Source organism: Nonomuraea corallina (assembly GCF_027620315.1).
Classification (GTDB): domain Bacteria; phylum Actinomycetota; class Actinomycetes; order Streptosporangiales; family Streptosporangiaceae; genus Nonomuraea; species Nonomuraea corallina.
The window spans coordinates 1-12,285 of record NZ_JAPNNL010000071.1 but is presented as its reverse complement, the minus strand read 5'-3'; the positions used below and the strand labels follow the sequence as shown (position 1 = coordinate 12,285).

The following is a 12,285-nucleotide window of genomic DNA, read 5'->3' as shown; positions in this document are numbered from 1 at the left end:
CATGGCCTATCCGGGCCGCGGCGACGACCTCGTCACCTACCGCAAACCGAAAAAACGCCACTGAAGACGTACGACGCCGGCGGGAGCGCGACGACCGCGCACGGCCTCGCGCCCCGCTCCGCTACCGGTAGTTCGTGAACTGAAGGGCGATGTCGAGATCCTTGCCCTTGAGCAGCGAGATGATCTCCTGCAGGTCGTCCTTCTTCTTCGAGCTGACCCGCAGCTCCTCGCCCTGGATCTGCGCCTTGACGCCCTTCGGGCCCTCGTCGCGGATCATCTTGGAGATCTTCTTCGCGTTCTCCTGGTCGATGCCCTCCTTGAGCGCGACCAGCATCTTGTATTCCTTGCCCGACAGCTTGGGCTCGCCCGCGTCGAGGATCTTCAGGGAGAGGCCACGCTTGATCACCTTCTCCTTGAACACGTCGAGCGCGGCGCTCGCCCGCTCCTCGCTGTTGGCCTTGATCTCGATATGCTCCTGACCGGACCAGCTGATGCTCGCCCCCGTACCCTTGAAGTCGAAGCGGTGCCCGATCTCCTTCACGGTCTGGTTGAGCGCGTTGTCGACCTCCTGCCGGTCGATCTTGCTCACGATGTCGAACGATGAATCGGCCAAAGCACACTTCCTCTCAGCTGCGTCAGCACCGGTGAGCGTCCGACTCCGAACGCATCCAGCCCACGAGCCTAGCCAGCATCTCCGCCCGGTGCAGGGTCCGCCTCCGGCCCTGTGGAAAAGCTCCTCGCCATGGGGCTGAACTCGGCGGGATGCCCACGGGGCGAGGGGGTCGGCACGATTCGGGACGGGGACAAACTGGTGTCACGTGCACTGCGGAAGTCCGCTATCCTTTTCTCTGTCGCCGCGAGAGCGGAAGACACGGCAGGTTGCCCGAGTGGCCAAAGGGAGCGGTCTGTAAAACCGTCGGCTCAGCCTACGCAAGTTCGAACCTTGCACCTGCCACCAGCAGTAACAGCAGGTCAGAGGCCCTTCGGGGCCTCTTCTGCGTTTCAGGGATGCGCAGCCGTGAGCCGCCCTGAGCCGGGACACCGCCGTTGAGTGCTTTCCCCAACGGCAAGGATCCAGAGATCACTCGGTCCCGGTGATGACACCCCGTGCAAGACCCGGCCACGGGAGGATGGGGGACATGACGCACTACAGCAGGCTCTACAAGATCGTGATTGATGTGCCGGAGGGCGATCACGACAAGGAACTGACGTTCTGGCAGGAAGCAACCGGTCAGACGTTGACCCCGTTCCAGCGGTACCCGGAATACCACGGCGCCTTCTTATCCGGTGACGTCTTCGCCCTGCTCATCCAGCGACTCGGGACAGGCCCTGCGCGTGTCCATCTCGACATCCACACCGACGACCTGGAGGGCGGAGACCGCGCGCCTGGAGGCCCTCGGCGCCCGACGTCTGCGGCTGGTGAACGACCATTGGTGGGTTATGGAGGACCCCGCCGGGTTGCCCTTCTGCGTCATCCCCCAGCCCCAGGGTTCCCTGAACGAGCACAATGCCCAACGCTGGGACGACTGACAGTGTCCGATTCGGACCGGAGCAAGCGTACGACACCGGACCGGCCCCGTCGCACACATGCGGCCCTTACGATCGCCACGGCATGGAGGGTCGCCGTAGATTGCTGGGGGCGATCGACGATCCGTACTTCGTTCCTCAGCACGGCTCACCGAACAAGGTGGTGGAGGTCCGTTTCCGAGCTGGCACGCACGAGTTGGAGGCTCATCCGGAGCACCGCACCGTGAACGGGCTATTTGGGAAACAGGTTTAGCGCGGGGGCGTGGGCGGGGCGGACCACAGAGAAATGGCGAACGTCGATCGTCATCACGTCGGTGACGCGCATCCGTTCCGCCACGGCCACCACCGAGGCATCGGCGGCGCCCAAGGGTAGGTCGTGGTACCGCTCAACCAGGACCGCGATCCTCGCGAGATCCGCGCCTGTGAGATCGACGAGCCGGAACCAGCCGGACTCGAGTAGCCGGAGAAACGCCGCTTCCGCTCTCGCTCCGCCAAGCTTGCCGATCATGTAGCAGGTCTCGCCGGCCACGAAGCTGGGAACGAGAAGTGGCCCGGCGGTGTTGCGGAACCGCGCGAACTCCTGTACGCACCGCTCGTGGTGCTTGTCGTCTCGGAAGGTCGCGGCCACGATTGGGCCGGTGTCGACTACGATCACGCTTCGTGACCGTAGCCCTCCGCAAGGATTTCTTCCACCTGTTCTGAAGCGTCGCTGCGTCCCGCTTCGAAAGCGCCGAAGAGGGTCGGCATGCCGCTGGAGCCGAGTTCCGGTTCCCCAGCCTGAGAGTGGACTAGCCGGAGGAGCCGCGCACGCTCTTCACGCACTTGATCTGGCCGTAGCTGGTCGACCAGCCGGTGGAGATCGTCGTACTCTTCCTGCGGTGCCGTCATACTGTCGAGTTTACGACGCGATCGGCGTAGGGGAGCGCGCCGATCGCGTCGTGTTACGAGATGGCATGAGCAAGATCCGGAATATGCACGGAATGATCTCCGCCGAGGGAGCAGCGGTACGGGGCGGTCGAACGGTCATCCGCGGTGAGAGCGCCGATGCTCTGCCCCGGGGCGCCCCACGAGCCCCCACGAGCCCCCACGAGTCAGCGGCGCCATCCAGCAACGACCTCATCAGCCGAGAACGCTTCGGCCCTGCGTTCGTAGGCGGCGTCGGGCGCGAACTGAACTTCTTCGTACACGGTTGAGGTCATCAGCGAGCTCTCGTAACTCGTCCTCACCGAACAAAGTCGAATCGCTGAGCGTGGTGAGCAAGAACGTCACCAGACGCTCCCACAGACGCGGCCATTGCGCAGGGTCTCGTCCCGGAGTCTTCCGATCAGGTGGGGGAGGTTAAACGACCGCGCACGAACCGCTTCGGCGTCTCCGTGGCGGCGGCAGATGGGCCATGGACCTCGGTATGAAGTAGCAGGTTATGGCCGCCAGCACCCACGCGATCCCCAGGCCGGCACCCATCCACGAGATCACGAGCGGTGTCAGGAAAGACGCTTTCGCCTCCGACGGCTCCACCACCCTCGCATGCATCCACTTTTCCTGTACCCCCACCTGCATGAGGATGCTGGGAACGAAACCACCAGCCCGATCCCCATCAACACCCGACTGCATGCCCTTAAAGGCATTTGCTCCCCGTTCCGATCGAGAGTCGCATCAGAGTAACCGCCTCCAATACGTGCCCGATAGTAAGGTGATCAACGGGGACTTACGCGGAGTGACTTTATGCGGCCAAGGTGATGATGCCCGCGTCCTCCAGCGCGCGCAGGGTGCCCCAGATCCGGGCGGCGCCCAGGTCGTACCCTGTCACCGGCCCAAGTCACGATCACGTCTTTCGACTACGGGAACGTCCACATGAGCGCTACGAATGACTACTACCGCGCACCCGATCGCAGCACCGCGACGTGGAGGCCGAGCCAGTTGCGGGCACCGGCCGAACCTCTTCCTGACGCTCCGGTGTTCGACGTCGTGGAGACCAAGTGGATCGATCCCACCGGGTCCCTGGGGGAACTTGTCGGCATCGTCTTGGGCGTCCCCTACTCCGACGACCTGGTGGAGACCGTCACCTTGTATCCCCCGCCCGAAGGAGCACCCAAGACCGACGACGCGTGGGAGGCATTGCCGGACGGCTCCCCGTACCTGGTGGGACCGCAGATCGAGGAACTGCCGGTGAGCGTCCGGGACACACTTGCTGAGGTCGATGACGCTCGCCTTCCTGATGTGGCCCGGCGATGGATGAAGGAAGAGCTCTCCAACCTCGGCGACGTTCAGGAAGCATTCGAACTGGTCAATGAGTTCGTCGCGCTCGCGCGACGGGCCAAGGAGAGCGACCAGCTGCTCTACTGCTGGGGTGCTGTCGGCTGATCAGGAACATGGGCCGGAACGCCGCCTCCGCCATCGCCGCCTGACCTACACTCGTCGCGCATGCGACTGAAGACGATCTTCGCGCTTCTCGCCGTCTACGTCGTGACGGCGGCGCCCGAGTTCCTGCCGGGGGAGTGGCGGTTGATCGTGCAGCCGGCCACGAAGGATCGGGTGGAGGTCTACTTCCAGCCTGTGCATCCCGTGCTGCTCAGGTCCTTCGAGGGCATCGAGCCGTTCCATCGCGCGCAGGAAGCCGCCCAGCGGCGGGCCGAAACCTATCCCCACGATCTCGCGCCGCCGTACATCCTGCACGAGCCGTACCGGCTCGTCGCGCCTTACGTCACCGCGCGAGGGCGCGAGCTGGCGGCTCAGCCGATCTCCGGAATCCACTGGTCGGACGGGCGGCGCGTCCCGTACCTGATCGTGCCCCAGGTGCGGCCTGCGGCGAACAGCCACGCGGGGCTGAAGGCGTTGATGGAAGAGGAACCTGGTCCCATCGTCGAACCAGCGGTATCAGCCATGGGGATCCGCCCGAAGCTCAACCGGGTCGTCCTGAGAGCCGACACCTTCGACCAAGATCTACGCCGTCGGCTGGCCACGAAGTACGGCAAGCGCATCACCATCGCATGGGACCCCTCGGGCCGCGTCATCAGGTGAACGACTGAGACCCGGATGTCCGTTGAGCTCCGCGCGGTTGGAGAGCAGGTCGTCCAGGTCGCTCTTGCCGGTGATCGAGCGCAGTGAGGTCTGCGCCACCTGCTCGATCGCGAACACGTAGTTCTGCTCCGTGATGGCCGCCCGCAGCGGTGTCGCCTTCATCGACGGCGTCCGGGTGTAGGGCGGTCAGCTGGTTCCCGGTGCCCGGCGGGCGAGGTGGCGCTTGGAACCCGAGGTGGTCGGTCCGAGCGTGACACCAGGCGGCAGGGGGGATACGGGCTTTCTGATCCTGGGGATCACGCCGACCTGGTACTCGTCCTCGTAGATCAGCTTCCCGGGGTCGCCGGCGCGTACGAGGTCGCAGTGTACGCCGTGCACCGTCAGGAGATCGCGCAACGGTTGCAGGCGGGCGAGCATCGCGCCCGTGGTGGCGCGCTTGAACTAGGTGATCGCGTCGCCGAAACGTGCCAGGCAGTGCCAGACCTTCTTGAGCGCCTGCGGGTCATAGCGGCCCGTGCGGGCCGCGTCTCCGATGATCCGTGGATCGAGGTGACCGTCCACCGCGATCTCGGTACCCAGGTCGACATGTTCCTGTCCGCGGTAGTGCGGGTGGCGTCGCAGTTCGTCGGTGGCGATTCGGAATCCGGCATGCCATTCGATCGGGCAGGGGAGCCGGTGGGCCGCGGCCTGCACGGCTGTTCCGCGATAGCTCGGATCCAGGACCAGGGCCTCCACGTCCCGATCGAGCCTGACCGGCCCGTGCACCTGGGCCTCGACGTAGTCGTCCAGGGGGTCCGGGTGATCCGCTGTGGCCAACGCGATGAGTGCCATGCGGGAGGAGACGCCGAAGGCGGACGGTTCGAAGCAACTGTCGGGATAACAGAACGTGGCTCGTGAAAGGGTCTCCGCGGTCAGCCTGAAGTGGGCGGATCCGAACCGAGGGGCCCCGCCGACGGGCTTGCGGCGGAAGTTCAGCGCGCCGTAGACGGGGCGATCGTGCGGGGGCGCGTGGTCGTACGCGCCGCCGAAGATCCGGCTTTCCCAGCGCCACCGGTCGCCGCCCGGATGAGCGGTCAGCCCGCCGTTGCTGGTGCCCGTGACGAACTGCGAGTGGTAGTGGCCGTCGTCCGCGAGCCTGAGCAAGATGAGCCGGCCGCCCACCAGGCGGTCTGGATGGAAGTTCAGGGTGACGCGTAATCGGGGGTCGAGCGGCTCGCCTGACGACAGGGCCGCGACATGGCGGAGCGCTCGCTGCGGCGCTCCGGACGTGTCGGCGCTCATTCCATGCTTGTCCGAGGTCACGGCATCAGGAGGGCCTTGATGGCGCGGCGCTCGTCCATCGCCCGGTAGGCCTCGGGGGCCTCGGTGAGAGGGAGCCGCAGGTCGAAGACCTTGCTGGGGTCGATCTGCCGGTCCCAGATGAGCTGGATGAGCTCGGGCAGGAAGCGGCGCACCGGGGCGGGGCCGCCGTGCAGGTGGACGTGGGAGAAGAACAGCGGCAGGCCGGGCAGTTGCACGTCGTACGCGACGCCGACGTAGCCGATGTGGCCGCCGGGGCGGGTGGAGCCGATGGCCTGCATCATCGACTGCTGGGTGCCGACGGCCTCGATGACGCTGTGGGCGCCGAGCCCGTTCGTCAGCGCCTTGATCCGGGCCACGCCTTCGTCGCCTCGCTCGGTGACGATGTCGGTGGCGCCGTAGGTGAGGGCGAGTTCCTGGCGCGGCTCGTGCCGGCTCATCGCGATGATCCGTTCGGCGCCGAGCCGGCGGGCGGCCAGCACGCCGAGCAGGCCGACGGCGCCGTCCCCGATGACCGCGACGGTCTTGCCCGGTCCCGCCTCGGCGGCCACCGCCGCGAACCAGCCTGTTCCCAGCACGTCGGAGGCGGCGAGGAAGCTGGGGACCAGGTCGTCCGGCGGGATGCCCGGCGTGGCGACGAGCGTGCCGTCGGCGAGGGGGACGCGCAGGTACGGAGCCTGGGCGCCGGTCATGTTCACCCGGTGGACGCAGGAGCTCTGGTAGCCGGATCGGCAGATCTCGCAGGTGTTGTCGGAGGCGAAGAACGAGCCGACGACGAACTGGCCGGGGCGGATCGTGGTGACCTCCGCCCCGACCTCTTCGACGATGCCGACGTACTCGTGGCCCATCGGCCGCGGCTCGTCGAGCTTTTCCACACCCCGGTACGGCCACAGGTCCGAGCCGCAGACGCAGGTGGCGGACAGGCGGATGATCGCGTCGGTCGGCTCGATGATGTGCGGGTCGGGACGGTCCTCGACGTGGACCTCTCCGGGCGCGCTCATGACGGCGGCAAGCATGACAGGAGAACTATCCCGCCGGCGGCGATGGGAAACAGCGCAGGTCAGACTGCCTTCGCCGACCGGGTCCAGGGCACGCGGCCGCGCTTCGTCCGGCCCCACGCAGTCGCACATCGGCATGACCAGATCGATCAGGAATCGAGAAGTGGGGATCACCCGGCCGTATCTAGCGTGACTGCTATGGCTTCCATCGCATTCGTCACCCTTGAGGCTGCCGACCCCGCGGCGGCCACCCGCTTCACCACCACGGTCTTCGGCTCGGACGCCTGGTTGCGGCTGCGGGCCTCTGAGACGGCGACGACCGGCTTTCGCGGGTTCACGCTGTCGCTCATCGTGTCCCAGCCGGCCACCGTCGACGGTCTCATCTCGGCCGCGCTCGACGCCGGCGCCACGGCGGTGAAGCCGGCCGCGAAGTCGCTGTGGGGGTACGGCGGTGTCGTCCAGGACCCGACCGGTGCGATCTGGACGCTCGCCTCCTCGTCGAAGAAGGACACCGGCCCGGCGTCCCGGCAGATCGACGAGGTCGTGCTCCAACTGGGAGTGGAAGACGTGGCCGCGAGCAAGCGGTTCTACGTCGACCGCGGTTTCTCCGTGGCGAAGAGCTACGGCCGCAGGTATGTCGAGTTCGCCACCCCTTCGAGCCCCGTCAAACTGTCGCTCTACAAGCGTCGCGCGCTGGCGAAGGTCGCCGGCGTCGCTCCCGAGGGCACCGGATCGCACCGGCTCGTCATCGGCGGCGACGCCGGGTCCTTCACCGATCCCGACGGCTTCGTCTGGGAGGCGACTCCCGGAGGAGAGTGATCAGGGGCACTCGGCCCGCACAAGCGGAACAGTTCCCGCCCGCGGTCAGAGTCCACGCCGGGCACAGGTCCGCGGGGTCGCTCACTCCGGCAGACCGACGAGCTCGGCGCTGTCGCGCCAGAGGGCCTGCGCCGGTTCGTCGCCGCGGGCCAGTTCCGACGGGTCCGGCCAGGTGAGCCGTGCTCGTCGCAGGGAGGCGTACGTGCGCCGCAGCCCGGCGCGGGTGGCGGGATCGTGGGCGCCGCTCGTGGTCAGCACGATTCTCGCGCCATCTGCCAGGACGGGCAGCAGCAGGCGGGACAGCAGGTAGTGCGCGAGGTGGTTGACGGCGAAGGTGGTCTCGAAGCCGTCGACGGTACGACCGCCGGCCTCGGGGAGGACCACGCCGGCATTGCACACCAGCGCGTCCACAGGGCCGCCGCCCAGCCGTTCGCGGACCGACGCCGCGAAGGCGCGTACCGAGTCCAGTTGCGCGAGGTCGAGCGGGATCGACTCGCCGGCGGGCTGCGGTCGGCGCGTGCCGATGAGCAGTCGCGTGTTCTCCGCCAGGGCCAGCCGCTCAGCCGCGATCGCGCCAGCCGTAGCAACCGCCGCCGCCGTATGGCGGGTACGGTGATGAACCGCCCATGGCCCACCCCGCCGCCGAAGCGCGGCAACGTGGGCCTGGTCATGATGAGCATGGCGGCTGCTGGTGGCGGGACTTCTTGTCGCTGATCGAGGACATGTCGTAGCGCGCGAAGCGGGCGCCCGTGATGAAGGCCCAGTAGCGGTCGCCGTAGGACCAGTGCCACCACTCGGTGGGGTAGTTGACGAAGCCGGCCGTCGTCATGGCGGTTCCCAGGATGCCGCGGTTGCGGCGGGCCTCGGCGGAGAGGCCGGGGAAGTCGGTGGAACACGCTTCGTCGCACTCCGGGGGTGTGGCGTTGACCCGCGTGCCCATCGGCAGTTCGATGCCGGAGACGGTGCACAGGGTCAGGTCGACCGCGCCGCCGCTGACATGGGGCGCCACCTCGGGCGGGGAGACGTACCTGCCGGCCTCCACGTGGACCCGGCGTTCGTCCCAGCCGGGGTGCGCCTCCAGGTGCGCGGCCATGGACTCGGCGAAGTATCGCCGCTGCAGGCACGCCGGGCGGAAACCCTCCACGACCAGCAGGCGCAGCTCGCGTGGCAATCCGGCCTGTGCGACGATCAGCCGGTCGGCCACGCTCAACCGTACGCGCGCGAACGCGCCCTCGCGGTCGGCGAGACGCTCGTCGACCCGTACGGCCCGCATGGTGCGCAGGTCCACCAGAGGCTCGCCGCACTCCTTGACCGCCACTGCGGCGATCCGCGGATCCGACAAGAGCACGATCTCCGGCATGGGGCCTCCACGACGCTTCCGGCGGCGCTCCGGGCGGGACGCCGGTGCCATGGTCAGGCAGGGTGCTCCAAGATCTCTGTAATGGTGGTCTAACCGCTGAGTTCGCGGTATTCCCGGGCCTCGTGCAGCCGGAAGATCTCCATGGCCTCGGCCAGAGCGGCCTTGGCGGAGTCGTCGTCGCCGAGGGCCTCGTACACGTGGGCCAGGTCGCGCAGCGTCCGGGCGCGGAACAGCGCGGCGCGCAGGGTCTCCCACAGCGCCAGCGACTCGGTCAGGCGGCTTCTGGCCTGGTAGAGGCGCCCTTCCGCCAGGTCGAGCTCGCCGAGCACGCGCAGCGTGCACGCCTCGCCCCAGCGGTCGTTGAGTGCCTGGATGGTGGTCAGGGCGTCGTCCAGGTCGCGGCGGGCCGCGTCGAAGCGGCCCTGCCGGAGCCAGGTCTTGGCCAGGGTGCGCATGCAGTACGCCTCCATCAGCCGGTCGCCGAGGTCACGGAAGATCGCCAGCGCCTGCGTGGACAGCTCCTCCGCCTGGTCCAGGTCGCCCCGGGCGCGGTGGTACAGGGACATGGTCCGCACGGTCAGCCCTTCGCCGCGGCGGCTGCCCACCTTCTGGAAGAGCGACAGCGCGGCGGTCAGGTCGGCCCAGGCCGCCGGGTATTCGCCGCGCTCCACGTGTACGCTGCCGGCCAGGCGGTTGACGTGGGCGAGCGCCGCGTCGTCGGCGAGGTCGGTCCACAGCCGGCTCGCCCGGCCCAGGAAGTGCAGGGACTCCGGCAGGTAACCCTGCTCGCGGCAGGCGGCGCCGAGGGCGGCCAGCGTGGTGGCCTCGCCCCGGTGGTCCCGGGCGGAGCGGAACAGGGAAAGGGCCTGGCTGAGGCATTCGCGGGACTCGGCGAAGTGGTCGCGCTCGTAGTACAGGTGACCGAGGCCGGCCAGCAGGGTCGCCTCACCGAGGGCGTTGTCCATCCGCCGCGCCACCGCCAGGGCCGCCTCGTGGGTGCGGTGCCAGGCAGCGAAGGGGTTGTCGAAGACGTACTGGCTGCCTTCGAAGGCCACCGAGGACAGCGCGGCGGCCAGGTCGACCGCGATGTCGTCGAGATCCATCGCCGCCGCCAGCTCCACCGCGACGATCAGCGCCTCCTCCTGTCCGCGGAACCAGTCGTGCGGGTGTGCCAGCGCCGTCCGCGCCACTTCCTCCTCCACCGGGTGCGCCAGGCCGAGGGAGGCGCGCCTCGGGATGCCGCCGGTGGGCACGGCCTCGCTGAGCCGTTCGACCAGCCACAGCCAGCCGCCCAGGACCCGGCGCACCATGGCCGTGCGTTCCGGCTCGGGTTCCTCCGCGAGCGCGCGTTCGCGGGCGAAGAGCCGGACCAGGTCGTGCAGCCGGTAGCGGGCGCGGCCGGTCGCGTCGATGTCCAGCACGCTCGCCAGCGAGGTGTCCACGAGGTGGTCCAGCACGTCCTCGGCCTCGTCCAGACTGCTCTCCATGGCCACGGCCGCCACCCACACCGGGAAGTACGGCAGACCGAGCAGCCCCAGGTGCCGCAGCGCGGTCCTGGCCTCGGGCGGCAGCAGGTCGTAGCTGAGCGCGATGCCGGCCCGCACCTCCTGGTCGCCGACGGCCAGCTCGTCCAGGCGGCGCTGCTCGTCGGCGAGCCGGTCGGCCAGCCGGGCCACCGACCATTGGCGGCGTGAGGCGAGGCGCGCGCCGCAGATGCGCAGGGCCAGCGGCAGGCCGCCGCACTGCCGGACGATCCGCAGCGCCGCGTCCGGGTCGGCCGCGATCCGCTCGGCGCCGGCGACCTGCTCCAGGAGTTCGAGAGCGGCCTCGTCCGGCAGCAGGCCCAGGTCGAGCACCGTGGCTCCGGCCAAACCGGCCAGCCGGTTGCGGGAGGTGACGATCACCCCGCAGCCCGGGGCGCCCGGCAGCAGGGGACGTACCTGCCGCTCGGCGGCCGCGTCGTCCAGGACGACGAGCTTGCGCCGGTCGGCCAGCAGCGTGCGGTAGCGGGCGGCGCATTCCTCCAGCGTGCCGGGCGGGGACGCGCCCGGTTCCAGCTCGCGCAGCACCCGGCCGAGGACCTCCAGCGGGGTGGCCGGCGCCTCGCTGGTGCCGCGCAGTTCGAGGTGCAGCTGGCCGTCGGGGTAGAGGTGGGCGATCTCGTGTGCGGCGCGCAGCGCCAGGGCCGACTTGCCCACGCCGCCCGGCCCGAAGACCACGCAGACCGGCATGGTGCCCGGTTCGGTGAGACGGTCGCGTAACTCCGCGAGCTCGGCCGTACGGGCGGTGAAGTCGGGAGGTGGGGAGGGCAGTTGCCGGGGTGGGGGAGGCTTGGGTTCGTCCGGCCGCGGGGGAGCCGTCGTCTCGCGTGCCGATCGGCCGGCCAGCAGCGCGGGATCGGACCGCAGGATGGATTCGTGCGCCTGCCGCAGCTCGGGGCCGGGCTCGATCCCCAGTTCGTCGATCAGCACCTGCCTGCCCTGCTGGTAGACGGCGAGTGCGTCCGCCTGGCGACCGGCCCGGTAGAGCGTGATCATGAGGTCGCGGCGCAGCCGCTCGCGGACCGGGTGGGCGGCGATCAGCTCGGTGAGCTCGTCGATCAGGCTCGCGTCCTGGCCCGCGAACAGGTCGGCGGTGATCCGTTCCTCGACCACCGTCATCCGCAGCTCCTCCAGCCTGGCCGCCTCGGCGCGCAGGAAGGTGTCGCCGATGCCGCCCAGGGCCGGGCCCCGCCACAAGGCGAGGGCGGTGCGGAAGAGGTCCGCCGCCTCGCCGTGTTCGCCGCCGCGGGCCGCCTGGCGTCCCTGGTCGACTAATCGTTCGAAGACCTCTTTGTCCAAGGCGTCGGCGGGGATCTCGGCGATGTAGCCCACGCGGTGCGAGCCGATGACGTTCGGCAGGCCCGCGGCCGTGAACGCGCGGCGTAATGAGGCGACGTAGGTCTGCAGGACTCCGCGCGCCGTCGGCGGCGGCTCGTCCTGCCAGATCGCCTCCATCAACCGCTCGACCGTTACCACCCGGTGCGCGTCCAGCAGTAAGGCGGCGAGCAGGGCCCGCGGCTTCGCTCCCCCGAGACGAATCTGCCGCTCCCCGTTCCACACCTCGACCGGACCCAGGAGCCGTAACTCCATTGGTTCTCCCGAAGGCTCGGTGGACCTTGCCTAACCCTAGGGTTTACCGGCGCTGGAAGCCATAGTCGATGAGCTGCGTTGAATGCCGCCAAAGCCCGAAACCCCCGGGAATCGCTCCCGGGGGTTCCGCTCG

12 protein-coding genes, 1 tRNA gene and 1 pseudogene are annotated in these 12,285 nt (G+C 68.9%); 5 read left to right on the top strand and 9 right to left on the bottom strand.

From position 1 onward, the window contains the following. Window positions 1-121: 121 nt before the first annotated feature. Entirely contained in the window at window positions 122-613 is a 492-nt protein-coding gene (locus tag OUY22_RS18760; RefSeq protein ID WP_270156313.1) for a YajQ family cyclic di-GMP-binding protein, read from the bottom strand. Between the two features lie 260 nt (window positions 614-873). Between OUY22_RS18760 and OUY22_RS18755 the strand changes: the two genes are divergently transcribed. Both OUY22_RS18755 and OUY22_RS36930 read left to right on the top strand, forming a co-directional pair. Then, window positions 874-958 (top strand) — tRNA-Tyr (locus OUY22_RS18755). Between the two features lie 139 nt (window positions 959-1,097). Next, window positions 1,098-1,530: pseudogene (locus OUY22_RS36930) on the top strand (VOC family protein). 229 nt (window positions 1,531-1,759) lie between these two features. On the opposite strand, the gene OUY22_RS18740 reads toward OUY22_RS36930, so the two are convergent. Continuing rightward, on the bottom strand, window positions 1,760-2,182 hold the full coding sequence (locus OUY22_RS18740) for a type II toxin-antitoxin system VapC family toxin (RefSeq protein WP_270156310.1): 423 nt from the start codon (window positions 2,180-2,182) through the stop codon (window positions 1,760-1,762). Then, a complete protein-coding gene (locus OUY22_RS18735; protein ID WP_270156309.1) occupies window positions 2,179-2,415 on the bottom strand; it encodes a hypothetical protein in 237 nt (78 codons plus the stop codon). Before OUY22_RS18735 ends, OUY22_RS18740 begins: the two co-directional genes overlap by 4 nt. Before the next feature lie 1,065 nt (window positions 2,416-3,480). On the opposite strand from OUY22_RS18735, the gene OUY22_RS18730 reads away from it, so the two are divergent. Together OUY22_RS18730 and OUY22_RS18725 are read left to right on the top strand one after the other, a co-directional pair. Beyond that, on the top strand, window positions 3,481-3,888 hold the full coding sequence (locus OUY22_RS18730) for a hypothetical protein (protein ID WP_270156308.1): 408 nt from the start codon (window positions 3,481-3,483) through the stop codon (window positions 3,886-3,888). Window positions 3,889-3,948: 60 nt separating this feature from the next. Continuing rightward, window positions 3,949-4,545, top strand: a complete 597-nt coding sequence (locus tag OUY22_RS18725; protein WP_270156307.1) for a hypothetical protein — start codon at window positions 3,949-3,951, stop codon at window positions 4,543-4,545. Window positions 4,546-4,731: 186 nt separating this feature from the next. Here OUY22_RS18725 and OUY22_RS18720 read toward each other — a convergent pair whose 3' ends face one another. From OUY22_RS18720 to OUY22_RS18710, 3 genes are read right to left on the bottom strand one after another with little or no spacing between them, the layout of a single operon-like run. Further along, the gene (locus tag OUY22_RS18720; protein WP_270156306.1) at window positions 4,732-4,962 is read right to left on the bottom strand and encodes a hypothetical protein; all 231 of its coding nucleotides are present in this window, start codon (window positions 4,960-4,962) and stop codon (window positions 4,732-4,734) included. Between the two features lie 24 nt (window positions 4,963-4,986). Next, window positions 4,987-5,826 (bottom strand): DUF3626 domain-containing protein, encoded by an 840-nt coding sequence (locus OUY22_RS18715; RefSeq protein ID WP_270156305.1) that lies wholly within the window; start codon window positions 5,824-5,826, stop codon window positions 4,987-4,989. 17 nt (window positions 5,827-5,843) lie between these two features. Continuing rightward, on the bottom strand, window positions 5,844-6,860 hold the full coding sequence (locus OUY22_RS18710; protein WP_270156304.1) for a zinc-dependent alcohol dehydrogenase family protein: 1,017 nt from the start codon (window positions 6,858-6,860) through the stop codon (window positions 5,844-5,846). A 180-nt stretch (window positions 6,861-7,040) separates the two neighbouring features. Between OUY22_RS18710 and OUY22_RS18705 the strand changes: the two genes are divergently transcribed. Beyond that, on the top strand, window positions 7,041-7,661 hold the full coding sequence (locus OUY22_RS18705; RefSeq protein ID WP_270156303.1) for a VOC family protein: 621 nt from the start codon (window positions 7,041-7,043) through the stop codon (window positions 7,659-7,661). Window positions 7,662-7,742: 81 nt separating this feature from the next. Here the strand turns inward: OUY22_RS18705 and OUY22_RS18700 are convergent, their stop codons facing one another. From OUY22_RS18700 to OUY22_RS18690, 3 genes are all read right to left on the bottom strand, one after another. Next, window positions 7,743-8,150: an SDR family NAD(P)-dependent oxidoreductase gene (locus OUY22_RS18700; protein ID WP_270156327.1), complete on the bottom strand. Its 408-nt coding sequence runs from the start codon at window positions 8,148-8,150 to the stop codon at window positions 7,743-7,745. A 178-nt stretch (window positions 8,151-8,328) separates the two neighbouring features. Beyond that, window positions 8,329-9,021 (bottom strand): M15 family metallopeptidase, encoded by a 693-nt coding sequence (locus OUY22_RS18695; protein WP_270156302.1) that lies wholly within the window; start codon window positions 9,019-9,021, stop codon window positions 8,329-8,331. Between the two features lie 89 nt (window positions 9,022-9,110). Continuing rightward, on the bottom strand, window positions 9,111-12,152 hold the full coding sequence (locus OUY22_RS18690; RefSeq protein WP_270156300.1) for an AfsR/SARP family transcriptional regulator: 3,042 nt from the start codon (window positions 12,150-12,152) through the stop codon (window positions 9,111-9,113). Window positions 12,153-12,285: the final 133 nt, after the last annotated feature.